Genomic DNA, 22,255 nt, shown 5'->3' on the forward strand with positions numbered 1-22,255 from the left:
CCGGAGCGGGCCGCACCGTCCGGTGCACCGCCGCCAGGAGCCACCGCTCACCCGCGAAGGCTCCGCTTCAGAGCTGTCAGCCCCGACGGCTCCGCAGACCGGAGAACCCGAAATGGATATATCGACACCCAAGGCCCCAGCGCCCCCCACCCCCGAGCCGCCGACAACCGAGCAGAAGCGCGCCGCCCGCGGCGCCACCCGCCCCGGAGACCGCATCTTCCTCGCGCTCTCCCGTGGATCCGGCATCTTCCTGCTGGTGGTCATGGCGGCCATCGCCGTCTTCCTCAGCCTTCGCGCCTTCAACGCGATCAGCGAGGACGAGGCCAACTTCTTCACCACCTTCGAGTGGAACCCCACCGGCGAACCGCCGGTCTTCGGCATTGCCGTCCTGGCCTTCGGCACCGTCGTGTCGTCGATCATCGCGCTGGCCATCGCGGTCCCGGTCTCCATCGGCATCGCCCTGTTCATCACGCACTACGCCCCACGCAAGCTCGGCGGCCCCATCGCGTACGTGATCGACCTGCTCGCCGCCGTGCCGTCCATCGTCTACGGCCTGTGGGGCGCCCTCGTCCTGGTGCCGAACCTGGTCGGACTGTACGGCTGGCTGGACGAGTACCTCGGCTGGACCGGCATCTTCGAGTGGAGCGGCGGCGCCCCGCGCGCGCTGCTCACCGTCGGCATCCTGCTCGCGATCATGATCCTGCCGATCATCACCAACGTGAGCCGCGAGGTCTTCCGCCAGGTGCCGCAGATGCACGAGGAGGCCGCCCTGGCCCTCGGCGCCACGCGCTGGGAGGTCATCCGGATGTCGGTCCTGCCCTACGGCCGCTCCGGTGTCATCTCCGCGTCGATGCTGGGCCTCGGCCGCGCGCTCGGCGAGACGATGGCGGTCGCCATGGTCCTGTCGCCGACCTTCGACATCAACGCCAGCCTGCTCGACCCGGGCGGCGGCACCTTCGCCCAGAACATCGCCAGCAAGTTCAACGAGGCCACCGAGAACGGCCGTGACGCGCTCATCGCCTCCGGTCTGGTGCTCTTCGTCATCACCCTGCTGGTCAACGGCACCGCCCGCATCATCATCGAGCGGCGCAAGGAGTTCTCGGGGGCCAACGCATGAGCAACGCAACTCTCTCCGACAAGCGCCCGAGCAGCCTGAAGGGCGCCACCCTGCCCAAGTGGTTCGCCTGGGCCGTCGCCGCGGGCTCGGTCGCCCTCGGCCTCGGCATCAGCGCGGCCGCCGGGCTGGACAGCAGCATCCAGTGGGCCCTGATCGCCGCGGCGCTGTTCGTCATCGGCTCCTACGGCATCTCCGCACGCGTCGAAGGACGCCGGCAGGCCAAGGACCGCATCGCCACCAGCCTGATCTGGGTCGCGTTCCTGCTCGCCGTGATCCCGCTGGCATCGCTCATCTACGAGACGATCAAGCGCGGTGTGAAGGTCCTCGACGGCTACTTCCTCAGCCACTCGATGGGCGTCGTCTCCGACACCGAGCCCGGCGGCGGTATCTACCACGCCCTCCTCGGCACCCTGGAGCAGGTCGGCATCGCCACCGTGATCTCCGTGCCGATCGGTGTGCTGACCGCCATCTACCTGGTCGAGTACGGCCGCGGCAAGCTCTCGAGGGCCATCACCTTCTTCGTCGACGTCATGACGGGTATCCCGTCGATCGTCGCGGGTCTGTTCATCCTCAGCCTGTGGATCGTGATCCTGGGCATGGGCTACTCCGGCTTCGCCGGCTCGATGGCCCTGTCCATCCTGATGCTGCCGGTGGTCGTCCGCTCCACCGAGGAGATGCTCAAGCTCGTCCCGAACGAGCTGCGCGAGGCCTCGCTGGCGCTGGGCGTGCCGAAGTGGCGCACCATCCTCAAGGTGGTCCTGCCGACCTCCATCGGCGGTATCACCACCGGCGTGATGCTCGCGGTCGCGCGTATCACCGGTGAGACCGCTCCGCTGCTGCTGCTGGTGTGGGTGACGAACTTCATCAACAGCAACCCGTTCAAGGACCCGCAGGGTTCGCTGCCGGTTTACATCTACCTGCAGTTCGCGAACAGTGGTGGTCTGGGTCCGGCGTACGACCGTGCATGGGCGGCGGCACTGGTGCTGATCGCCTTCATCATGATCCTCAACCTGGTGGCTCGCGGTATCGCCCGCTGGAAGGCACCGAAGACGGGCCGCTGACGCGGCCAATCAGCGACCCGAAACCCCCTCGAAAGAAGTTGTGATTCACATGGCCAAGCGCATTGATGTCAGCGGCCTCAACGCCTATTACGGTTCCTTCCTGGCCGTCGAGGACATCTCGATGACCGTCGAGCCCCGTTCCGTCACCGCCTTCATCGGCCCCTCCGGCTGCGGCAAGTCCACCTTCCTGCGCACCCTCAACCGGATGCACGAGGTCACCCCGGGCGGCCGCGTCGAGGGCAAGGTGCTGCTCGACGACGAGAACCTCTACGGCGCCGGCATCGACCCGGTGGCCGTACGGCGTGAGGTCGGCATGGTCTTCCAGCGGCCGAACCCCTTCCCCACCATGTCCGTCTACGACAACGTCGCGGCCGGCCTGCGCCTCAACGGCAAGTACAAGAAGGCGCAGCTGGACGAGATAGTCGAGAAGTCCCTCAAGGGCGCGAACCTCTGGAACGAGGTGAAGGACCGCCTGAACAAGCCCGGCTCGGGCCTCTCCGGCGGTCAGCAGCAGCGTCTGTGCATCGCGCGGGCGATCGCGGTGGAGCCCAAGGTCCTGCTGATGGACGAGCCCTGCTCGGCCCTGGACCCGATCTCCACGCTCGCCATCGAGGACCTGATCGGCGAACTGAAGGAACGCTTCACGATCGTCATCGTGACGCACAACATGCAGCAGGCGGCGCGTGTCTCGGACCGCACGGCCTTCTTCAACCTCGCCGCCGTCGGCCAACCCGGCAAGCTGATCGAGATCGACGACACGGAGCGCATCTTCTCCAACCCGTCGGTCCAGGCCACGGAGGACTACATCTCCGGCCGCTTCGGCTGATCCGACCCCCGGCGACACAAACCCCTCGCGGTGCTGCATGGCGGTGCCACCGCGAGGCAGATAAAGGGCCCGCCCCCTGGCTCCCGGGGGGCGGGCCCGTATCTGTGTATGGAAGGCACATGTCCGTGGCGGAGGGCACATGCCCTACCCCCGCAGATGCCCTACCCCCTCACATGCCCTTCCGCGTCCGTGCGCGCCAGGCTCCGCGCGCGTCTCGCCGGCCCCCGCCAGCCGCAGCTGCACTGGGCTGTGCAGAAAGGGCCCTTCTCCACCGTTGTCGTTCGGTGGGCCAAGGGGTCGCCGGGATTTGGGGAAGAGGTCGGTCCGTCCTTCTGCGCCACACCGACAACGTTACCCAAGGCAAATAAGCGCCACGCCCCCGCGTGCGTGACGAGGGCACCTACCCGTCGTTAACCGGAACGACGAGGGGCCCGTGACGGACGTACCGGCTGGGGGTAGGCAGGCGATGACGGAGCGGCAGCAGCACAAGCGGAGGCGCGGGGCGGGCGTTGCGGCTGGGGTCCTGTGTGTCTGTCTGGCGGGCAGCGGGTGCGCGGAGCTCGGCGCCGCCGCCGAGGACGCGCGCGAGGGCGAGGCCGTGCAAACCGTGCGGAGCGCCGCCGACGCGCTCGTCGGCGCCCGGAGCTCCAAGGCCCGCACCTCCATGGAGATGGCCACCGGCGGCACCCGCGTCACCATCCGCGGCGAGGGCGTGTACGACTTCCGCAAGCAGATCGGGCAGCTGAAGGTCCTGCTGCCGCAGGATCCCGCCGGCACCCCCGACCACCGGCCGATCATGGAACTCCTCGCTCCCGGCGCCCTGTTCATGAAGAACCGCGGCGCCGGCGTACCCGCCGACAAATGGGTGCGCGTCGACACCCGGTCCCTCTCCGACGGCAACCTCGTCACCGGCGGGGCCACCGACCCGTTCGCCGCCGCCGAGGTGCTGCGTGGGGCGCGGACGGCGACGTATGTGGGCGAGGACGAGATCGCCGGTACGCCGGTACGGCATTACCGGGGGACGGCTGACCTGGGGATTGCCGCTCAGGACGCGTCCGAGGGAAACAAGGAGCCCCTGGCGGCAGCGGCGAAAGGGTTCGCCACGGATCAGGTGCCGTTCGACGTCTACCTCGACGACTCCGGCCGGATCCGCAAGGTCAGGCACCGGTTCAGCTTCGTCAACGGACAGCAGAACAACGCCGTCGCCGTGGCCTCGACGACCTTGCTGTACGACTTCGGGACCCCCGCCGACGTACGGCTGCCGGACGACGACGACATCTACGCGGGCAAGATCGCCGAGGAGTGAGGGGCGGCGCATACGTGCGTGACGGACGTCAAGAACTAGCCCGTCCGTGCCATGCGCGGCGTGTAGGCCGCTCCCTACTCTAGGAAGTCGGTAACGGCAGAGAAGAGGTGATGCACGTGGCTCCGGTCGGCGGTACGGCAGTTCAGGACCACATCGCCCTCGCCGAGATCGAGCTGTGCGGAGAGCTGATCATCGCGGCGTCGACCGCCCGCGAGGACCGGCTCAGCCTGGAGAGCATCGACGAGGTGCTGAGAGTCGCGGAGGAACGGGACGCCTCCCACGAGTGACCATTCTCAGCCACTCCCAGGCCCCCAACCGTCGGCCTCAGGCCCCGACCGCCCTCGGCCTCAGGTCCGCAGCAGCCGCCCGATCGCCTTCGTCGCCTCTTCTACCTTGGCGTCGATCTCCGCACCGCCCTTGAGGGCCGCGTCGGCGACGCAGTGGCGGAGGTGCTCCTCCAGCAGTTGCAGGGCGAAGGACTGCAGGGCCTTGGTGGAGGCGGACACCTGCGTGAGTATGTCGATGCAGTAGACGTCCTCGTCGACCATCCGCTGCAGCCCACGGATCTGCCCCTCGATCCGGCGCAGGCGCTTGAGGTGCTCGTCCTTCTGCTTGTGGTAGCCATGGATGCCGCGATCGTGGTCCGTCACGACGGCGGCGGCTGTGCCCTCCGCCTCGGAGGTCGCACCCGCGCCGGCCTCGGTGGTCGTCATCGCGCCCTCCAGACGTAAACCGCTTCATATACCCCTACTGGGTATATCGTACCGAACTTTGCTGGGTATAGGGCCTGTGGCCGACGCCGCGAACGGCCGTTGGACTGGACCACTGGGCAGCCCCCGTCCCGACCACTGTGTCTGATGGGCGACACTGGGGGACGGCCCAATAGCCGTGGCCGGATGATGCGCCTAGCATCAGCCTGACCGAAACCGATGCTTCTTGAGGACCCCACGTGCGATTTCGTCTGACCCCCCGGGAGACGAGCTTCTACGACATGTTCGCCGCATCCGCGGACAACATCGTCACGGGCTCGAAGCTCCTGATGGAACTGCTCGGGGCGGACACCGCCGGCCGGGCCGAGATCGCAGAGCGTATGCGGGCCGCAGAACACGCAGGTGACGACGCCACACACGCGATCTTCCACCAGCTGAACTCCTCGTTCATCACGCCGTTCGACCGCGAGGACATCTACAACCTCGCGTCGTGCCTCGACGACATCATGGACTTCATGGAGGAGGCCGTCGACCTGGTCGTCCTCTATAACGTCGAGGAACTGCCCAAGGGCGTCGAGCAGCAGATCGAGGTGCTGTCGCGCGCGGCCGAGCTGACGGCCGAGGCGATGCCGAACCTGCGCACGATGGACAACCTCACCGAGTACTGGATCGAGGTCAACCGCCTCGAGAACCAGGCCGACCAGATACACCGCAAGCTCCTGGCCCACCTCTTCAACGGCAAGTACGACGCGATCGAGGTCCTGAAGCTCAAGCAGATCGTCGACGTCCTGGAGGAAGCGGCGGACGCCTTCGAGCATGTGGCGAACACGGTGGAGACCATCGCCGTCAAGGAGTCCTGAGACCCACCCATGGACACCTTTGCGCTGGTCGCGACCATCGGAGTCGCGCTCTTCTTCACGTACACCAACGGCTTCCACGACTCCGCGAACGCGATCGCCACCTCCGTGTCGACGCGCGCGCTGACACCGCGGGCCGCGCTGGCGATGGCCGCGGTGATGAATCTCGGCGGTGCCTTTCTGGGTTCGGGCGTGGCCAAGACGGTCAGTGAGGGCCTGATTCAGACACCCGAGGGCTCGAAGGGAATGGGCATTCTCTTCGCCGCCCTGGTGGGCGCGATCACCTGGAACCTCGTCACCTGGTACTTCGGCCTGCCGTCGTCCTCCTCCCACGCCCTGTTCGGCGGCATGGTGGGAGCGGCGCTGGCCGGCGGAACAACGGTGTACTGGCACGGCGTACTGGAGAAGATCGTCATCCCGATGTTCGTCTCACCGATCGTCGGCCTGTGCGCCGGCTACTTGGTCATGACGGCCATCATGTGGATCTTCCGCCGCGCCAATCCGCACAAGGCCAAGCGCGGCTTCCGTATAGCCCAGACGGTCTCGGCCGCCGGCATGGCACTCGGGCACGGCCTTCAGGACGCCCAGAAGACGATGGGCATCGTCGTCATGGCCCTGGTCATCGCCGACGTCGAGGACTACGGCGACCCCATCCCGGTCTGGGTCAAGATCGTGTGCGCCGTGATGCTGTCCCTCGGCACCTACGCCGGCGGCTGGCGCATCATGCGCACCCTCGGCCGCAAGATCATCGAACTCGACCCCCCACAGGGCTTCGCCGCGGAGACGACCGGCGCGTCGATCATGTTCACCACAGCCTTCCTTTTCAAGGCCCCCATCTCCACGACCCACGTCATCACCTCCGCGATCATGGGCGTCGGCGCCACAAAGCGGGTGAACGCCGTGCGGTGGGGCGTGGCCAAGAACATCGTCCTGGGTTGGTTCATCACCATGCCGGCAGCGGCGGCGGTGGCAGCGGCGGCGTTCGGGGTTGTGCATCTGGCGTTCTTGTAGACGCCGGGGCTTCGCCTCATGGTGCGCCGGTCGGCCTCATCCAGCCCGTCCGGCGTTCGAGGACGAGCTCTGCCATCCCGATCCCCCACCCGCCCTCTAGGGGCTCTGCCTCGCGGCGGCGGCGGTCATTTCCTGGTGCCGGTCCCGGCATTTCAGCCCGTCCGGTGTTCGAGGACGAGCACGGCCATCCCGATCCCCCACCCACCCGCTGAGGGCTCTGCCTCACTGCGGCAGCGGTCACTTCCCGGCGCCGGCCCGTGCATTTCAGCCCGTCCGGCGTTTGAGGACGAGCTCCGCCATCCCTAGCCCCCACCCACCCGCGGGGGGCTCTGCCTCACTGCGGCGGCGGCTACTTCCCGGCGCCGGCCGGCATCATCCAGCCCGTCCGGCGTTTGAGGACGAGGCCCGTTCAGGGCCGATGGGGGTCCAGGGGGCTACGCCCCCTGGCGGGGTCGAAGGGGCGGAGCCCCTTCAAGGACGGGACGGGTAGGGGCGGCGGGGGCGAGAATCCCCAGCCCCGCACACGAACGACCACCCGCACCATGGAACCCCGCCCCCCACCACCCCGTCTCGTTCCACGTAACTCCCAGGAGGCGACATGGAACGACGTACCTTCATCGGCAGCGGCGCGGCAGCCCTCACCGCCCTGGCAGCAACCGCCTGCAAGGGCAACGCAGACACAGACGCGGGCGCAGGCACAGGCACAGGCACAGCCACCCGCACAGAAACCACCGCCACTCGATCCTCCACCGCCCCCGCCAACTGGACCGCCCTCGCCCAAGACCTCGACGGCCCCCTCATCCGCCCGGGCGACGCCGACTGGAAATCGGCCCACCAGCTCTACAACACCCGCTTCGACGCCCTGAAGCCCGCCGCAGTCGCCTACGTCGCCCACCCCGACGACATCCGCACCACCCTCGCCTACGCCCGAGCCCACAACCTCCACGTAGCCATCCGCAACGGCGGCCACTCCTACGCCGGCTGGTCCTCCGGCAACAACCGCCTGATCATCGACGTCTCCAAGCTCAACCGCATCCGAGCCTCGGGCAACACCGCGGTCGTCGGCGCCGGCTCCAAGCTCATCGACGTCTACCGAGCCCTCGCCGCAAAGGGCGTCACCATCCCCGCCGGCTCCTGCCCCACCGTCGGCGTCTCCGGCCTCACCCTCGGCGGCGGCCACGGCGTCACCTCCCGCGCCTACGGCCTGACCTGCGACAGCCTCACCCAGGCCACCCTGATAACCGCCGACGGCAAGCAGCTCACCGCCAACGCCACCACCAACAAGGACCTCTTCTGGGCCCTGCGCGGCGCCGGCAACGGCAACTTCGGCGTCGTGACGGAACTGCACTTCAAGACCCACCCCGCCCCCCAGGCCGTAACGGCATACATGACCTGGCCCTGGTCGAAGGCGACCGCGCTGATCAAGGCCTGGCAGGAGTGGGGCCCGACCCAGCCCGACGAGATCTGGTCGGCCCTGAGCATCTCGAACCACGCGGGCGGCACCCCGACCATCTCCGTCGCCGCGTTCTCCCTCGGCACCTACCGCGAACTCCAGAACGCGGTGGACCGCCTGGCCGACCGCCCCGGCGGCCCCGGCCCCGCGAGCAACGTCGCCCTCAGGCGCCGCTCGTACGAGGAGTCGATGGAGCTGTACGCCGGCTGCTCGTCCTTCGAGACGGACGCGATGTGCCACCTCCCCGGCTCCACCCCGGGCCGCTCCCCCCAGGGCGCCCTGGGCCGCGAGACGTACACGGCGAAGTCGGACTTCTTCGACCGCTCCCTCTCCTCCGCGGGCATCCAGACCCTGCTGAAGCAGATGCAGTCGGTCCGCGGCGGCTCCGGCAGCATCGCCCTCACGGCCCTCGGCGGGGCCGTCAACCGCGTCTCCCCCACGGCGACGGCCTTCGTGCACCGCCGCTCGCGCATGCTGGCCCAGTACATCGCCTCCTGGCGCGCCGGCACGACGGGCACCACGGCCCAGGCCTGGCTGAAGTCGGCCCACGACGCGATGCGGCCGTACGCCTCGGGCGCCGCGTACCAGAACTACACCGACCCGACCCTGAGGGACTGGCGCAAGGCGTACTACGGGGACGCGGCAACGCGCCTGACGAGGCTGAAGAAGCAGTACGACCCGCAGGGTTTCTTCACGTACCCGCAGGCGCTGTAGCCGCTACAAGCGCAAGGAACAAGGAACGAGGAACGAGGACGAGGAACAGGGAACGAGAAACCAGGAACTCCGAAAGGCCCGGGCCCAGGCCCTAGGCGGCGAGGTCCCGCTCCTCAGCCCCCGCCGACTCCTTCCGAGCCCCCGGAATCAACGCCTCCTGCCCACCCGCCCGGGACAACCCCCGCGACCTGATCAGCCACCCACCCCTCGGCGACCGCTCGATCGCGGACATCACGGGCGTCAACAGCGCCATGGCGAGCGGCGACAGCAACAGCGCGACAGCCGTACCGAGCGCGAACCCACCGACGACATCGGTCGGATAGTGCACGCCCATGTAGACCCGGCAGAACCCTTCGAGGAGCGCGAGCCCGATCCCGACCAGCCCGAACTTCCGGTTCGCGACGAACAATCCGACCCCCAGGGCCATGGCGATCGTCGCGTGGTCACTCACGAACGAGTAGTCGGTCTTGCCGGACACCAGGACTTCGAGCCCTTGGTGATCGTTGAACGGCCGAGGCCGCTCGACGAACCCCCGTATGGGCACATTCACGAGCACCGCGATCGCCGCAGCCAGCGGCGCCCACACGAGCGCGGCCACGGACGAGGCGGCGTCCTCCGCGCCCCGCCGCCGCACGGACCACCAGCACCACACCGCGAGCAGGATCAGGGCGAGCAGCAGCCCGTACTCACCGACGTACTCCATGACCCGGTCGAACCAGCGCGGCGCGTCCTTGGCCAGGCCATTGATGTCGTAGAGCAGCTCGACGTCGGGGTTCGACCCGGATTCTGCGAGTCCAGCCATGATGCTGCGGCCCCTTCGTCGTCTCTCCGGCGCATCTTGCGTACGCCGCTCCGCCCACCCCCGTGGTTGTGATCCGGCTACTACACCAGGAACGCACGGCCCCCGTTGATACGTTCCACACTCCACTGAATGATCACGCAGACGTTATCGAAGAGATACCCATCGCTGCAGCTCAGGGGGTGGGTTCACGCTCCGTCTACACCGCCGTGGGCAGCGCTTTCGCGCCATCTTCGGTCACCCGCGTGGCCCCGAAGTAGTCGGGGGTGTCGATCGGGTCGAACCGGATCACAGCACCCGTTCTCGGCGCGTCAATCATGTATCCGCCACCGACATAAATCCCGACATGCCGGATGGCCCGGGAGTTGGTGAGGTCGTCCGAGAAGAACACCAGATCCCCGGGCAACAACTCGTCCCTGGCCGGATGCGGCCCAGCGTTGTACTGATCATTGGCGACCCGCGGCAACGTGATCCCCACGCTCTCGTACGCGGCCTTGGTCAACCCCGAACAGTCGAACCGCCCACCGTCCTCAGCGGTACCGTCACCGCCCCAGAGGTAGAGCGTGCCGAGTTTCTTCTGGGCGTAGTAGATGGCGCCGGCGGCCTGCTTGCTCGGATCCACCCGGCTGACGGGCGCGGCGAAGCTCTCCTCCAGAGTCGTGATCGTCTTCACGTAGTTCTGGGTCTCCTTGTACGGCGGCACACCCCCGTACTTGATGACCGCGTAGGCCCCGGCGTTGTAGGACGCGAGCATGTTCTTCGTCTGGTCGCCGGGTACGTCCTTCACATACGAGGCGAGCTTGCAGTCGTACGACGCGGCCGACGGAATCGCGTCGTTCGGATCCCATACGTCGCGGTCGCCGTCACCGTCGCCGTCGACGCCGTGCGTGGCCCACGTCCCCGGGATGAACTGCGCGATGCCCTGCGCGGCCGCCGGGCTCTGGGCCTTCGGGTTGAACCCGCTCTCCTGGTACAGCTGGGCGGCGAGCAACGCGGGATTGATGGCGGAGCACATATTGCCCCACTTCTGCACGAGCGCCTGATACGCGGCCGGAACAGCCCCCTTGGCAAGGGTCTTGGCCCCGCCGCCCACCCCGCCCGCGAGGTTCCCGGCGACGATGTAGACCCCGACGACGAGCAGCATCACGAAGCTGAGCCCCGCCGCGACAGCGGCACCCGCCACGATCCATGCCTTACGCACCGTCAACCGCCCCTCGCCCGCCGGGAGTCCGCCCGCGCCAGTTTAGGAGCTTCCCACGTGGACGGCGGTGCAACCGGCGCTCTGCCGGTACAGCGCGGCCGCCTGAGCCCCGAGGACGACGCTGTACGACACATCAGCCGTGGCCCCGCCCCCCTCATGCCCGCCGAGCACGCCCACGACCTCCCCGTCTCCGTTGACCCACGGACTCCCACTGGTCCCCCCGCTGAAGCCGGGGCAGGCGATGCGTTGTTGCATACGGCTGTGCAGACGCGGCTTGTCGCTGCAACTGACCGGTGCTTCGCGTGAGTTGGGGTAACCGGTGACGGTCACTGCCGTGGCCCCGGTGGCCGTACCGGTGACGAACCGATTGCCGCCGACGACGTCCTCGACCCCCTTCTCCTCCCGGCGCCCCACCACCGCGAACGCCACATCACTGTCCTCGTCCTCGTCCTGCCCCTGAGCCCACCCGTCGGGCAGAAACCGCCGCCCGACCTGCCACACCCCGTACGGCGCCTCGCCGTCCCGGTACCCGGGCACGAAGACGAGTGCGTCCGTGCGTCCGGCCAGGCAGTGGGCGGCGGTGACGATGAGGTCGTGGTGGGGACTGCGCACGACGGACGCGGTGCAGAAGTGGCTGCCGCGGAGGTGGGCACGATCACCGGCCGCGAACAGCGCACCGACCCGAGCACTCTGCCCCGTCGCCACGGCGACCGCGGTCACACCGAAGGGACCGGCACCCGCGTCAGCGGCCGCGACGGAGGCGGAGGTGAGGGCGAGGAGGAGGCCGGCGGCGTACAGGTACAGGCGGGAGATGCGGGAGGTGCGCTTCATCGCGGGCCACTGTGGCCCACGAAGGTGAGAGAAGCGTCAAACGCCGTACGCCGAAGCGACTTAGCCCACCTTGCGTGGATCGACGACCAGAAGGAGGACACTTCATATACGTCCAGCCCGTCGGGCAGAGCCCACAACCTAAAAGGAATCCCCCCGTGGCTGAAATCCCCCCGAACCTCACCTGGGAGCGCGCGGCCCCACCCGACGCCACCGGCCCGGGCCCCTGGATCGAGATCGCCTTCGGCGAGGGCGACGACGGCGACGGCAACGCCCCCGTCTACATCCGCGAGACCAGCGCCCCGGACAACGTGGTCACCACCAACCGCCGCAAGTGGGACGCCTTCGTACTGGGCGTACAGGCGGGAGAGTTCGACCACTTCGTCGAGGGGATCAACGAGAACCCGACGCCCATGTGACGTTCATCACACTGCAGGTGGCGAGTGCCCAGCGGTCGATTCGACATATGGCTTTTCGGGAACTTTCACTCTGACGCTGTTCGATCGGAGTGTACCCGTTTGGGTGTACCCCATTCGAATGTGGCCAAGTGCTACCCACCCGAGACTGCTCATAGGGTTAGGGTCGGGCGCGGACCGCTGCGCCCGACCATGCCCGACAACAGCTGGTCGCGTGGCAGGCAGCACTGAGGCGCGGTCAGCGCGCCCCAGAAGGAGTCCCATGCCCACCGCCTCCGACCCAAGCCTGAACCGGCGAAAACTGCGCCTCGCACTGAAGGCCGCGCGCGACAAGACGGGCCTGACACAACGCGATGCCGCCGACCGCCTTGACTGGTCACTGTCAAAGGTGATCCGAATCGAGGCGGGCACCGTGAGCCTGTCCGTCACCGACCTCCAGGCGATGCTCCGTCTGTACGAGGTCACCGACGAGGCACTCGTCGCGGAGCTGGAGCAGGCGGCGCGAGGCAGCAAGGGCCAGTCATGGTGGTCGGAGTACAACGACATCATCGCGCCCCCCTTCGCGCAGTTCCTGGGCTACGAGAGCGCGGCGGACTCCATCCGCGCATACCACCCCACCCTGGTGTCCGGCCTGCTCCAGACCACGGACTACATGAGCGCCCTCTTCGCCGCGTCGCCCGCCGCCACCGAGGTCCAGCGCCGTATCGACCTCAGGACGGCCCGGCAGGAACGCGTCTTCGCGGACGGGGCCCCGGCCGTGACCATGATCGTCGACGAGTCCGCGCTGCGCCGGCTCGTCGGAGGCCCCGGCGTCATGCGCAACCAGCTCAGTCACATCAGGCAGTTGACGGGCACTCAGAGAATCAAGCTCCAGGTCCTGCCACTCAGCGCCGGCGCTCACGACAGCCTGGAGGACAGTTTCGTCCTCTTCGGCTACCGCGACGACGAGGACGTCCTGTACCTGGCCGGCCCCGGCGGCGTCCTCACCAACCGGGACAACCGCGAGATGGTCGCCCGCTACCAGGAGTGCTTCGAGGACCTGACCGACAAGGCGCTGAGCCAGGACGCGTCGGTCGCTCTCCTGGACGAACTGCTCGGCCAATTGAACCGTTCCTGAATCCGACGACCAGGCACCGACGGGGGCACACAGGCCATGGCGAACGAGAAACGGAGGCGAAAGGACCGGCGTTCGGACGTCGGCCGCTCCTCCGGCACGACCACCCGGCCGGTGAAACGGGCGCCTGCCCGCGAGCTGTCGGTGCCCGGTCCTCTCACCGCGCAGGGCATCACCAGCGACGAGGCCTGCGCACGCCTGCGGCGCCTGCGTCACGACGACACGGACGACGCCATACGCCGCAGAAGGGCGCACACGGACGACCTGATACGGGTGCTGCGCAACCTGACCGCCCTGGCCGTGTTCTCCTCGGCCACCCTGACCCTGGTGGCGTACGCGGGTGTCCGCATGGGCATCCCGCCCGAGGCATGCGTGGTGGGCAGTTTCAGTGCGGCCGTACTACTGGTCAGGACTTTCGCAAAGGCGTTCGAGGCGGTACGGCCTTCACTGCCGGACGCACCAAAAGACCCACCGTCCACCGATGAGCGGTAACGGGCGCCCGTGCCCACCACCAGCCGGCGACCGCTGCCACCAGAAGCAGGACCAGCGCCCACACCACGAACCGGACGACGAGGTCCCCGCCCAGCAGCGACGCCCCCGCACCGGCCGCCGCGGCGACCAGCCCCGTCACCACGCAGTAGCTCGCCAACTCACCCCGGCCGCACTGAGGGTGCACGCCTCGATCGGCTGGATCACAACTGTTCATGGCTGCCTCCGGCGGACGGCGTCCTGCCGAAGTACGCTACCGCGACCCGCCAGGCAGACAAGGAGAAACGGAGGACCGCTCGCTCGGGGAGTTTCGCGTCGCGTACCCGGACCTCAGCCTCGAGAAGGGCGACCTCACAGCAGTTGCCGCCGCTACCGTCCGCGCTGTAACTACTCTTCTGCCACGCAATCGAGGCATTCTCCTCAGCCAACACCGCCTCCTCCCAACCGCATGCCACAAGCCCGTACTGGAGAACGGCTCCCAGCCCAGGGACGGGCCGCGTTCGAGCAGGAGAAAGCGCCCGACGGCCCAGCGCGCACAGAGGTTGTACCCACAGCGCCCCGCCCCTCAACAGACCCGGCCCCGCACCCGAGGCCTTTTCGCCACGAGTCGGCGCCGCATTACCCGGCAGGTAATCGATGCCGTCGAGCCCTCGTGCCACGCTCGTGAGCAACGTGAGCACAACGCGCGCACAGGAAGCCCGACCGACCGGAAGGACGCCATGCCCGCCTACGCCATCGCCCACCTCCGCAACGCCACCCCGCACCCGGAGGTCGCCGAGTACATCGAGCGCATCACCGCCACCTTCGAGCCGTACGGCGGCCGCTTCCTGGTGCACGCCACGCCGCACGAGACCAAGGAGGGCAGCTGGCCCGGGGCTGTCGTGATGATCGGCTTCCCCGGAATCGCCGAGGCGCGGACGTGGTGGGACTCTCCCGCCTACCAGGAGATCGCGCCCCTGCGCGCCCGGCACATCGAGGGCGACATCATCCTGGTCGAGGGCGTCGCAGCGGACTACGACCCGACCACCACGGCGAAGGCCATGCGGGAGACACTGGCGGCCGAGTAGCGCTCAGCGCCGCAGGCGCTCAAGGGGTCAGTTCCGTCTGGGCCGACACGGACGGCACCGCGTCCTGCCGGATGTACCACTCGGTGGACAGGAACCGCTCCCGCACGTCCCGCGCAAACCCGGCGAGCAGGCCCGGCGCCGCCCCTCGCTCCACTTCGCTGCGATGGGCCAGTACGGCGGCCCACTTCTGCTCCAGCCACGCGCTCACATCGACGGTCGCGGTGACCCGCTCGTCGGGCACCGTGTTCATCGCCTTGCCCGCACGGGCCAGTTCGCTCAACGCCCCGAGGGCCGAGTGCGGGTGCGTGGCCAGGTAGAGGGCGCTGGGCTGCCAGGGGGAACCGGCGTCCGGGTAGCGGCGCTCGAGGCCGGACGCCTGGAACGCGAGCGTGGTCACGCGGTGGGTGTGCACATGGTCGGGATGGCCGGTTACGCCGCCGTAGGCGTCGTGGGTGACAACGATCTGCGGGCGGAACTGCCGTATATGAGCGACCAGCCGACCCACCGCCTCGTCCAGTGGCGCATCGAGCAACCGCGGGCTGCCGGGGGCGGAGTGCGGCACCTTGGCGTCGGCGTAGCCGAGCATCCGCGGCTCACCGGCGCCGAGGATCCGCAGCGCCTCGGCGAGTTCGGCGCCGCGCCCGGTGTCCGGGGTCCAGGTCGCCGTCACGACCGCGGTGCGAGCGCCCGCGGCGGCGTGCCGGGCGAGGACTCCGCCCGAGGACAGGGACTCGTCGTCCGGGTGGGCGAAGACGGCGAGCAGGCTCGGCAGCGGAGTCATAGAACGATCACCTCCGAGAATGCCCTACGCCCCTGCCCCCTACCTACCCCTGAGTACGAAAACTCAGGCGCAAGGTCATCCGCCACGGCAGACTGTGGCGCCACGACCGATCAACGCACACGACCGATCAACACCAGGGGGAACAACCATGAGAACAACCACGAGACGGACCAGTCGAGCCCTCGCCATGACCGCACTGGCGGCCTGCGGGCTGACCGGCCTGGGGGCGGTGCCCGCTGCCGCGTCGGGCGATGTGCTGCTTCCCCATCCCGGGCCGGAGGGCCTGGTGTGGGTGCAGGAGTGGACGGGGGACGGCGGTGTCGTGTCGGCGGGCGTTTGGGAGAGTCTGCCGACCGTGCTCACCGTGGCGTGCGAGGGCGGTGGCGATGTGCGGGTGACCATGCAGTCGCAGGGCACCGAGGTCGCCGCGTTCTCGGTCGACTGCCCGGCCGGAGAGGCCGGCGTGGGCTCGGTGAGCATGGACCCCGGCGTGGTGCGTGCCGGTTCCTTCCAGGTGGCCGTCGACGCTTCGGCGGACAACATCCGGTGGGCGCTGACCGTGACCCAGCCGGAGTCGTGACCCGGGGGAACCAAGCGCGGCGCCGGGCGAAGTGCGCGTGGCGTCAGGCGAAGTGAGCGTGGCGGTCGGGCGCGTGCACTACCGCTCGGCCGCCACCGGCCCCACCCGCTCCGCCGGCCAGCCAACCCCCGTCAGCTCCTCCGACACCGTCCACAACCGCCGCGCCACCCCCGCGTCACTCGCGGCCGCCGTCCGCCCCACCAGCGTCGGCGCACCCCGCATCTCGCCCAGCCCGTCGGGGCCGACGTAGCTCGCACCGGGGAGGTCCTGAGTGGCGGCGTACAACGTAGGCAGCGCCCCCGCCCTGTCGTCCTGGGCGAAGAGCCTGTTGCCGATCTTCATGAACCCACGCATCACCGGACTCCCCGCGTGACTCTGGAGATTGGTCGCGGCGTAGCCGGGGTGGGCCGCCAGGGCGCGGACCGGGGAGCCGGACTCCGCGAGGCGGCGCTGGAGTTCCAGGGTGAAGAGCAGGTTCGCCAGCTTCGACTGGGCGTACGCGCGGTTCGGGTCGTAGCCGGACGCCCAGTTCAGGTCCTCGAAGCGGATCCTCGCGCCGAACCAGCGGTGGGCACCGGACGACAACGTCACGACCCGGTCGGTGACGTAGGGCAGCAACAGGTTCGTCAGCGCGAAGTGGCCCAGATGGTTCGTACCGAACTGCATCTCGAAGCCGTCCGCCGTCCGCTGCTGCGGCAGCATCATCACGCCGGCGTTGTTGATCAGCAGGTCCAGCGGCCGCCCCTGCCAGCCGTCCGCGAACTCCCGCACGGACGACAGATCCGCCAGATCCAGGCGCCGCACCTCCGTGCTGCCGTTCACCGTCGCCGCCGCTGCCCGCCCCCGTTCCAGGTCGCGTACGGCGAACACGACGTGCGCGCCGGCCCGGGCCAGCGCGTCGGCCGCGGTGAGGCCGATGCCGCTGTTGGCACCGGTGACGACGGCCGTGCGGCCGGCGAGGTCGGGGAGGCGGTTCGCGTCCCACGTCTGCTTCTTCGTCTTGTCAGCCATGCCCTCGAATGTAGGCGTCGCCAACAATGCTGTCAATGACAACAATGGTGACGACGTCAACAATGATGGCGCCGCCAACATCAAGCTACGATGGTGCGCATGCCCGAGAGTCGCCCCTACCACCACGGAGACCTGCGCTCCGCCCTGCTCGCCGCCGCGGAACGCACCCTGCGCGAAAAGGGCGTCGGCTCCCTCTCGCTCCGCGAACTGGCCCGCGAGGTCGGCGTCAGTCACGCCGCCCCGGGCCGGCACTTCAAGGACAAGCAGGCGCTGCTCAACGCCCTGGCGCTGGCGGGGTACGAGCGGCTGGCCCAGGCCCTGGACGCCGCCGAGGACCCGGCGCTCCCGCTGGAACCCCGGCTCACCGCCCTGGCCCGGGCCTATCTCACCTTCGCCATCGACAACGCCGAGCTCCTGGAGCTCATGTACGCCCGCAAGCACGACCCGGACGCCTCGGAGCAGATGGCCGCCGCCGTCGAGCGCACGGTCGGCAGCCTCGAACGGGTCCTCGCGGACGCCCAGAAACGAGGCGAGATCATCGAGGGCGACCCCGAGGAACTCAACCTCGTCACGGGCGCCGCCCTCCACGGCATGGCCGGCTTCATCGCGGCCGGCTGGCTGACCCCGGATGCGGCCTTGCCCGGTGTGGAGGGCCTGGTCCACCACTTGCTGCACGGCCTGAAGCCCCGCTGACAGTCCCTTTTCAGCGCTGCCAGCAGCAACGCCATCAGGGGCGCGGGGAACTGCGCGACCAGCCACAACGGACCCGCAGCCGCCAGACAACCGCAGCCCCAATGGCGATGATGCTCAAACCCCGAACGCACCGCGCAGAACACTGATCGCCTGCCCAATAGCAGCCTCCGCACCCCGAGTCTCCCGCAGCGCGTTCAGCATCACGAAGTCGTGAATGACCCCCTGATACCGCACCGCGGTCACCGGCACCCCCGCCTCCCGCAACTTGTTCGCATACGCCTCCCCCTCATCCCGCAGCACATCGGCCTCGGCCGTGATGACCAGCGCCGGCGGAAGCCCCTGAAGCTGCTCGACGGAGGCCCGCAGCGGCGACGCGGTCACCTGCGCCCGCTCGGCCTCATCGGTCGTGTACTGATCCCAGAACCACTGCATCGCATCCAGCCGCAGGAAGTACCCCTCGGCGAACTGCCGGTACGAGCCGGTGTCGAAGGCAGCGTCGGTGACCGGATAGAAGAGCACCTGCTGAACCAGCGGAACATCCCCGCGCTGCTTGGCCATCAAGGTGAGCGCGGCGCTCATGTTGCCGCCCACCGAGTCACCGGCCACCGCGATCCGCCCGGCGTCCAGATTGTTGCCCGCCCCCTCGCTGACGACCCACCGCGCGACGGCGTAGTTCTGCTCGATGGCGACCGGATAGCGCGCCTCGGGCGAGAGGTCGTACTCGGGGAAGACGACCGCGGCACCGGTACCGACGGCCAGCTCGCGCACAAGGCGGTCGTGGGTGTGGGCGTTGCCGAAGACCCAGCCGGCGCCGTGGATGTAGATGATCACCGGAAGCACCCCGGTCGCCCCGGCCGGGCGCACGACACGGACCTTGACCTCACCGGTCGGCCCGCCGGCCACGGTGACCCACTCCTCGTCGACGGCGGGCTTGGCGATCTCGCCGGACTGCACCTCGTCGACGACCTTGCGCCCCTCCGCCGGCCCGAGGTCGAACAGGTACGGCGGGTTCGCGGTCGCCTCGGCGAAGGCCTGTGCGGCGGGCTCCAGTACGGGGCGGTTGGACTCGGTCATGGCGATCTCCTCGGATCGGGTGCCGCACGCCCCACGCACACGGGCAGGCTCTGCCGGCTGGATCGCCGGGTTCGGCGGCACACCATGAAAGTAGCGCGCTATTAAGTCGTGTGCAACTGATTAGTGCTCGATGGATTGGCTCTCGATAGAGTCGGGGGCAACCCAGCAGTCATCCAGCACCCCGAACACCGCACCCTCCACCCTCCACCCCGCACCCCGCACCCCGCACCCCGCACCCCGCACCAGGAGCCCGCCATGAGCCCAGCCCTCGAACCAGCCTCCGAAGCGGCCCCCGAAGCGGCCCCCGAAGGCTCCCTCCTCCTGGACGACCAGCTCTGCTTCGCCCTCTACGCCGCCTCCCGCGCCGTCACCGCGCGCTACCGCCCCCTCCTCGACGAACTCGGCCTGACCTACCCCCAGTACCTGGTCATGCTCGTCCTCTGGGAGCAGGACTCGATCTCCGTACGCGACCTGGGCGCGGCCCTCCAGCTGGAGTCCAGCACCCTCTCCCCGCTGCTCAAGCGCCTCGAAGCGGGCGGCCTGCTGCACCGCGAGCGCCGCCCCGACGACGAGCGCTCGGTCGCCATCCGCCTCACCGAGGCCGGCGCCGGACTCCGCGACCGCGCGGCCACCGTCCCGCTCGCCATCGGCGACGCCATGGGCCTGACCCCCGAACAGGACGCCCTGGCCAAGCAGCTGCTCCGCCTGATCACCACGAACGTCATCGAGAACTGACCCCCGCAGCACCCCACCCCCCGGCCCCGGTCAAGCCAAGGCCATCGCCCACCCATCCCCACGCCATTGATCAGCAATCCCCAACTCCCCTGAGCAATACGGAAGTCAGGATTGCGAAACTCATCTTGTTGTCACGTACTCAACAAGCGACAGTCGTCGGCGGGCCGCCGCCCCCACCGGGAACCACACCGGTGGACCCCCACCCGCAGGCCTCTTCCCCCACTCACCGGAGGCTGTACGTTGCGTACGACGACCCTCAACTCACCGACCACCCCCGGCAGATGGCGCCGCATCACTTCCACAGCCGCCACTGCGGCCGCAACCACCGCCGCACTGCTCCTCGCAGGGCTCGCCACCGCGACCCACGCGACCGCCACCCCGCAGACCCCCGCCACCTCCTCCGCCACCACGAAGGTCACCTGGACCGCCACCCCGTGCGCCACGCCCAAGCACAAGGGCGACCTGGCCTGCAACTCGGTCCGCGTAACCGGCGGCACCACCGCCTTCGAGAAGCAGCGGGCGGCCAAGAGCGGCACCACCCCCAAGGCCGGTGACGCCACCACCCCCTCCGGCTACGGCCCGTCCGACCTCCAGGACGCCTACGGCCTGACGTCCGCCGCCGCCTCCAACGGCGACGGCGAGACCATCGCGATCGTCGACGCGTACGACGACCCGAACGCCGAGGCCGACCTCGCCAAGTACCGATCGCAGTACGGCCTCTCCGCCTGCACCACCGCCAACGGCTGCTTCAAGAAGGTCGGCCAGACCGGTTCCACGACCTCCCTCCCCTCCGCCGACAGCGGCTGGGGCCAGGAGATCTCCCTCGACGTCGACATGGCGAGCGCCACCTGCCCGAACTGCAACATCCTGCTGGTCGAGGCGTCCTCCGCCTCCATGGAGGATCTGGGCACCGCAGTGAACGAGGCGGTCAAGCTGGGTGCCAAGTACGTCTCCAACAGCTACGGCGGCTCGGAGTCCTCCTCCGACGCCTCGTACGACTCCGCGTACTTCAACCACCCGGGCGTCGCCATCACCGTCAGCGCCGGCGACTCGGCCTACGGCGCCGAGTACCCGGCCGCGTCCCGGTACGTCACCGCCGTGGGCGGCACGAAGCTGTCCAGCTCCTCCACCTCGCGCGGCTGGACGGAGTCCGTCTGGAAGACCAGCAGCACCGAAGGGACCGGCTCCGGCTGCTCCTCGTACGACACGAAGCCGAGCTGGCAGACCGACAGCGGCTGCGGCAAGCGCATGATCGCGGACGTCTCGGCCGTCGCGGACCCGGCGACCGGCGTCTCGGTCTACGACTCCTACGGCGTCACGGCCGGCTGGTACACCTTCGGCGGCACGAGCGCCTCCGCCCCGATCATCGCGGGCGTCTACGCCCTCGCGGGCACCCCGTCCAGCGGCTCCTACCCGGCACAGTTCCCGTACGCCGCCGCGGGCACCTCCGCCCTCAACGACGTCACCTCCGGCAACAACGGCACCTGCTCCACGTCGTACTTCTGCACCGCCCGCTCCGGCTACGACGGCCCCACCGGCTGGGGCACCCCGCAGGGCCTGGACGCCTTCACCGGCTGACCCTCCGTCACCAGCCCTGACAGCAACGGGCCACGGCACCCCGCCGTGGCCCGTTCGCCATGCCGGGATAGCCTTCACCCGCAGAACACGGGCACGACCCCTCACCCGACCGGCCGTCAGAAACGGCCACCGGCGTGAGGATGGCTAACGACGGAACCACACGACAGGTTCCGCTCAGGCCTCATTGCCCGGGGTGACCTGCCGTGATACACAGAGTGACCGTACGAGGTATTCGTACGAATCCCGCCCATCAATGACTCCAAGTCGACATACGACGGCGCCATTGTCGGCGAGAATGAGGCCTGACCTCTGCGCACCGCAGGGGACCGCGGAACTACCCAACAGGGGCGGTGACTTACATGCTGTTTGCGGCCGACAAGGGCGACATCAACACCATCATCGGCGGGATCGCTCCGGACTGGGGCCCCTTCGGCAGCCTGGGTAACGAGGCCAAGGTGATGATCGAGGTCGTGATGGCGGTGGCCATCCTGCTCTGTCTCGGCATCGCCATCTGGGGCGCGGCCAAACAGCGCATCGGCGCCACGGCACTGCGCGACACGTTCAGCGCCGAGCAGGGCAAGGGGCTGATCATCGCCGGTCTGACGGGCGTCTTCATCATCGGCTCACTGGGCACACTGTTCACCATCGTGTACGGCATGGCGGTATAGCCGTCCCCATCCCCTCCGTCCGCTCCGGGCACGCCCGGTCCCCCTAGTCCCCCACCCACCCGTCGTGCCCACCGGCTGAGGTTGCGTTTCCCTGATGTCGAGTCACCACACCGCGCCCACGCGGGCACCAGCACGGCTACCGTCGTACTCCTACGTGTTTTCGTCC

Annotated in this window: 25 protein-coding genes; 17 read left to right on the forward strand and 8 right to left on the reverse strand. The window is 68.9% G+C overall.

What is annotated here, in order from left to right; all coding sequences use genetic code 11:
- Window positions 1-112: 112 nt before the first annotated feature.
- From pstC to EHO50_RS44075, 5 genes are all read left to right on the forward strand, one after another.
- The gene (gene pstC / locus EHO50_RS21820; protein ID WP_128432342.1) at window positions 113-1,117 is read left to right on the forward strand and encodes a phosphate ABC transporter permease subunit PstC; all 1,005 of its coding nucleotides are present in this window, start codon (window positions 113-115) and stop codon (window positions 1,115-1,117) included.
- Window positions 1,114-2,178, forward strand: coding sequence for a phosphate ABC transporter permease PstA (gene pstA, locus EHO50_RS21825; RefSeq protein WP_128432344.1), 1,065 nt, complete (start codon window positions 1,114-1,116; stop codon window positions 2,176-2,178). The genes pstC and pstA overlap by 4 nt, the downstream gene beginning before the upstream one ends.
- A gap of 49 nt (window positions 2,179-2,227) precedes the next feature.
- Window positions 2,228-3,004 carry a phosphate ABC transporter ATP-binding protein PstB gene (pstB, locus tag EHO50_RS21830; RefSeq protein ID WP_128432347.1) on the forward strand — a complete coding sequence of 259 codons (777 nt, stop codon included), beginning with the start codon at window positions 2,228-2,230 and terminating at the stop codon, window positions 3,002-3,004.
- 466 nt (window positions 3,005-3,470) lie between these two features.
- Window positions 3,471-4,310, forward strand: a complete 840-nt coding sequence (locus EHO50_RS21840; protein WP_128432353.1) for an SCO4651 family lipoprotein — start codon at window positions 3,471-3,473, stop codon at window positions 4,308-4,310.
- Between the two features lie 110 nt (window positions 4,311-4,420).
- Window positions 4,421-4,597, forward strand: a complete 177-nt coding sequence (locus EHO50_RS44075; RefSeq protein WP_164904899.1) for a hypothetical protein — start codon at window positions 4,421-4,423, stop codon at window positions 4,595-4,597.
- 60 nt (window positions 4,598-4,657) lie between these two features.
- Here EHO50_RS44075 and EHO50_RS21845 read toward each other — a convergent pair whose 3' ends face one another.
- The gene (locus tag EHO50_RS21845; protein WP_128432356.1) at window positions 4,658-5,023 is read right to left on the reverse strand and encodes a metal-sensitive transcriptional regulator; all 366 of its coding nucleotides are present in this window, start codon (window positions 5,021-5,023) and stop codon (window positions 4,658-4,660) included.
- 236 nt (window positions 5,024-5,259) lie between these two features.
- Here EHO50_RS21845 and EHO50_RS21850 point away from each other — a divergent pair, with 236 nt between their 5' ends.
- The 3 genes from EHO50_RS21850 to EHO50_RS21865 all read left to right on the forward strand — a co-directional run bounded on the left by EHO50_RS21850 (window position 5,260) and on the right by EHO50_RS21865 (window position 9,055).
- Window positions 5,260-5,880, forward strand: a complete 621-nt coding sequence (locus EHO50_RS21850; RefSeq protein ID WP_128432358.1) for a DUF47 domain-containing protein — start codon at window positions 5,260-5,262, stop codon at window positions 5,878-5,880.
- 9 nt (window positions 5,881-5,889) lie between these two features.
- Window positions 5,890-6,888, forward strand: a complete 999-nt coding sequence (locus EHO50_RS21855) for an inorganic phosphate transporter (RefSeq protein WP_128432360.1) — start codon at window positions 5,890-5,892, stop codon at window positions 6,886-6,888.
- A gap of 598 nt (window positions 6,889-7,486) precedes the next feature.
- A complete protein-coding gene (locus EHO50_RS21865) occupies window positions 7,487-9,055 on the forward strand; it encodes an FAD-binding oxidoreductase (protein WP_128432365.1) in 1,569 nt (522 codons plus the stop codon).
- Between the two features lie 91 nt (window positions 9,056-9,146).
- Here the strand turns inward: EHO50_RS21865 and EHO50_RS21870 are convergent, their stop codons facing one another.
- From EHO50_RS21870 to EHO50_RS21880, 3 genes are all read right to left on the reverse strand, one after another.
- On the reverse strand, window positions 9,147-9,857 hold the full coding sequence (locus EHO50_RS21870) for a phosphatase PAP2 family protein (protein WP_128432368.1): 711 nt from the start codon (window positions 9,855-9,857) through the stop codon (window positions 9,147-9,149).
- 196 nt (window positions 9,858-10,053) lie between these two features.
- Window positions 10,054-11,061, reverse strand: coding sequence for a C40 family peptidase (locus EHO50_RS21875; RefSeq protein ID WP_246101308.1), 1,008 nt, complete (start codon window positions 11,059-11,061; stop codon window positions 10,054-10,056).
- A gap of 36 nt (window positions 11,062-11,097) precedes the next feature.
- Complete coding sequence (locus EHO50_RS21880; RefSeq protein WP_128432373.1) at window positions 11,098-11,886, reverse strand: trypsin-like serine peptidase; 789 nt, start codon at window positions 11,884-11,886, stop codon at window positions 11,098-11,100.
- A gap of 155 nt (window positions 11,887-12,041) precedes the next feature.
- Between EHO50_RS21880 and EHO50_RS21885 the strand changes: the two genes are divergently transcribed.
- From EHO50_RS21885 to EHO50_RS21895, 3 genes are all read left to right on the forward strand, one after another.
- Window positions 12,042-12,302 carry a DUF397 domain-containing protein gene (locus EHO50_RS21885; RefSeq protein ID WP_128432375.1) on the forward strand — a complete coding sequence of 87 codons (261 nt, stop codon included), beginning with the start codon at window positions 12,042-12,044 and terminating at the stop codon, window positions 12,300-12,302.
- A 259-nt stretch (window positions 12,303-12,561) separates the two neighbouring features.
- Window positions 12,562-13,416: a helix-turn-helix domain-containing protein gene (locus tag EHO50_RS21890; RefSeq protein ID WP_128432377.1), complete on the forward strand. Its 855-nt coding sequence runs from the start codon at window positions 12,562-12,564 to the stop codon at window positions 13,414-13,416.
- Between the two features lie 36 nt (window positions 13,417-13,452).
- A complete protein-coding gene (locus tag EHO50_RS21895) occupies window positions 13,453-13,905 on the forward strand; it encodes a hypothetical protein (protein WP_128432379.1) in 453 nt (150 codons plus the stop codon).
- 200 nt (window positions 13,906-14,105) lie between these two features.
- Here the strand turns inward: EHO50_RS21895 and EHO50_RS45865 are convergent, their stop codons facing one another.
- Complete coding sequence (locus EHO50_RS45865; protein WP_342786966.1) at window positions 14,106-14,738, reverse strand: DUF397 domain-containing protein; 633 nt, start codon at window positions 14,736-14,738, stop codon at window positions 14,106-14,108.
- Here EHO50_RS45865 and EHO50_RS21905 point away from each other — a divergent pair.
- On the forward strand, window positions 14,622-14,969 hold the full coding sequence (locus EHO50_RS21905) for a DUF1330 domain-containing protein (protein ID WP_128432384.1): 348 nt from the start codon (window positions 14,622-14,624) through the stop codon (window positions 14,967-14,969). The two genes, EHO50_RS45865 and EHO50_RS21905, sit on opposite strands and share 117 nt — an antisense overlap.
- A 19-nt stretch (window positions 14,970-14,988) precedes the next feature.
- Here EHO50_RS21905 and EHO50_RS21910 read toward each other — a convergent pair whose 3' ends face one another.
- Window positions 14,989-15,750 carry a PIG-L family deacetylase gene (locus tag EHO50_RS21910; protein WP_128432386.1) on the reverse strand — a complete coding sequence of 254 codons (762 nt, stop codon included), beginning with the start codon at window positions 15,748-15,750 and terminating at the stop codon, window positions 14,989-14,991.
- Window positions 15,751-15,898: 148 nt separating this feature from the next.
- On the opposite strand from EHO50_RS21910, the gene EHO50_RS21915 reads away from it, so the two are divergent.
- On the forward strand, window positions 15,899-16,330 hold the full coding sequence (locus EHO50_RS21915) for a hypothetical protein (protein WP_246101309.1): 432 nt from the start codon (window positions 15,899-15,901) through the stop codon (window positions 16,328-16,330).
- 78 nt (window positions 16,331-16,408) lie between these two features.
- Here the strand turns inward: EHO50_RS21915 and EHO50_RS21920 are convergent, their stop codons facing one another.
- Entirely contained in the window at window positions 16,409-17,341 is a 933-nt protein-coding gene (locus tag EHO50_RS21920; RefSeq protein ID WP_128432389.1) for an oxidoreductase, read from the reverse strand.
- Between the two features lie 90 nt (window positions 17,342-17,431).
- Here EHO50_RS21920 and EHO50_RS21925 point away from each other — a divergent pair, with 90 nt between their 5' ends.
- A complete protein-coding gene (locus EHO50_RS21925; RefSeq protein WP_128432392.1) occupies window positions 17,432-18,034 on the forward strand; it encodes a TetR/AcrR family transcriptional regulator in 603 nt (200 codons plus the stop codon).
- Between the two features lie 114 nt (window positions 18,035-18,148).
- Here the strand turns inward: EHO50_RS21925 and EHO50_RS21930 are convergent, their stop codons facing one another.
- Complete coding sequence (locus tag EHO50_RS21930; protein WP_128432395.1) at window positions 18,149-19,108, reverse strand: alpha/beta hydrolase; 960 nt, start codon at window positions 19,106-19,108, stop codon at window positions 18,149-18,151.
- A gap of 255 nt (window positions 19,109-19,363) precedes the next feature.
- Between EHO50_RS21930 and EHO50_RS21935 the strand changes: the two genes are divergently transcribed.
- The 3 genes from EHO50_RS21935 (at window position 19,364) to EHO50_RS21945 (ending at window position 22,089) form a co-directional block, all read left to right on the forward strand.
- Window positions 19,364-19,843 carry a MarR family winged helix-turn-helix transcriptional regulator gene (locus EHO50_RS21935; RefSeq protein WP_128432397.1) on the forward strand — a complete coding sequence of 160 codons (480 nt, stop codon included), beginning with the start codon at window positions 19,364-19,366 and terminating at the stop codon, window positions 19,841-19,843.
- A 240-nt stretch (window positions 19,844-20,083) separates the two neighbouring features.
- Window positions 20,084-21,421 carry a S53 family peptidase gene (locus EHO50_RS21940; protein WP_128432400.1) on the forward strand — a complete coding sequence of 446 codons (1,338 nt, stop codon included), beginning with the start codon at window positions 20,084-20,086 and terminating at the stop codon, window positions 21,419-21,421.
- A gap of 359 nt (window positions 21,422-21,780) precedes the next feature.
- Window positions 21,781-22,089, forward strand: a complete 309-nt coding sequence (locus tag EHO50_RS21945) for a hypothetical protein (RefSeq protein WP_003991275.1) — start codon at window positions 21,781-21,783, stop codon at window positions 22,087-22,089.
- Window positions 22,090-22,255: the final 166 nt, after the last annotated feature.

The organism is Streptomyces cyaneus (assembly GCF_004028635.1).
GTDB classification, from domain to species: domain Bacteria; phylum Actinomycetota; class Actinomycetes; order Streptomycetales; family Streptomycetaceae; genus Streptomyces; species Streptomyces cyaneus.

Excerpts from the sequence above, each read along its gene's own strand:
- pstC (WP_128432342.1), top strand. The coding sequence starts at position 113 with ATGGATATATCGACACCCAAGGCCCCAGCGCCCCCCACCCCCGAGCCG.
- pstA (WP_128432344.1), top strand. The coding sequence starts at position 1,114 with ATGAGCAACGCAACTCTCTCCGACAAGCGCCCGAGCAGCCTGAAGGGC.
- pstB (WP_128432347.1), top strand. The coding sequence starts at position 2,228 with ATGGCCAAGCGCATTGATGTCAGCGGCCTCAACGCCTATTACGGTTCC.
- EHO50_RS21840 (WP_128432353.1), top strand. The coding sequence starts at position 3,471 with ATGACGGAGCGGCAGCAGCACAAGCGGAGGCGCGGGGCGGGCGTTGCG.
- EHO50_RS44075 (WP_164904899.1), top strand. The coding sequence starts at position 4,421 with ATGCACGTGGCTCCGGTCGGCGGTACGGCAGTTCAGGACCACATCGCC.
- EHO50_RS21845 (WP_128432356.1), bottom strand. The coding sequence starts at position 5,023 with ATGACGACCACCGAGGCCGGCGCGGGTGCGACCTCCGAGGCGGAGGGC.
- EHO50_RS21855 (WP_128432360.1), top strand. The coding sequence starts at position 5,890 with ATGGACACCTTTGCGCTGGTCGCGACCATCGGAGTCGCGCTCTTCTTC.
- EHO50_RS21865 (WP_128432365.1), top strand. The coding sequence starts at position 7,487 with ATGGAACGACGTACCTTCATCGGCAGCGGCGCGGCAGCCCTCACCGCC.
- EHO50_RS21870 (WP_128432368.1), bottom strand. The coding sequence starts at position 9,857 with ATGGCTGGACTCGCAGAATCCGGGTCGAACCCCGACGTCGAGCTGCTC.
- EHO50_RS21880 (WP_128432373.1), bottom strand. The coding sequence starts at position 11,886 with ATGAAGCGCACCTCCCGCATCTCCCGCCTGTACCTGTACGCCGCCGGC.
- EHO50_RS21890 (WP_128432377.1), top strand. The coding sequence starts at position 12,562 with ATGCCCACCGCCTCCGACCCAAGCCTGAACCGGCGAAAACTGCGCCTC.
- EHO50_RS21895 (WP_128432379.1), top strand. The coding sequence starts at position 13,453 with ATGGCGAACGAGAAACGGAGGCGAAAGGACCGGCGTTCGGACGTCGGC.
- EHO50_RS21905 (WP_128432384.1), top strand. The coding sequence starts at position 14,622 with ATGCCCGCCTACGCCATCGCCCACCTCCGCAACGCCACCCCGCACCCG.
- EHO50_RS21910 (WP_128432386.1), bottom strand. The coding sequence starts at position 15,750 with ATGACTCCGCTGCCGAGCCTGCTCGCCGTCTTCGCCCACCCGGACGAC.
- EHO50_RS21915 (WP_246101309.1), top strand. The coding sequence starts at position 15,899 with ATGAGAACAACCACGAGACGGACCAGTCGAGCCCTCGCCATGACCGCA.
- EHO50_RS21920 (WP_128432389.1), bottom strand. The coding sequence starts at position 17,341 with ATGGCTGACAAGACGAAGAAGCAGACGTGGGACGCGAACCGCCTCCCC.
- EHO50_RS21925 (WP_128432392.1), top strand. The coding sequence starts at position 17,432 with ATGGTGCGCATGCCCGAGAGTCGCCCCTACCACCACGGAGACCTGCGC.
- EHO50_RS21930 (WP_128432395.1), bottom strand. The coding sequence starts at position 19,108 with ATGACCGAGTCCAACCGCCCCGTACTGGAGCCCGCCGCACAGGCCTTC.
- EHO50_RS21935 (WP_128432397.1), top strand. The coding sequence starts at position 19,364 with ATGAGCCCAGCCCTCGAACCAGCCTCCGAAGCGGCCCCCGAAGCGGCC.
- EHO50_RS21945 (WP_003991275.1), top strand. The coding sequence starts at position 21,781 with ATGCTGTTTGCGGCCGACAAGGGCGACATCAACACCATCATCGGCGGG.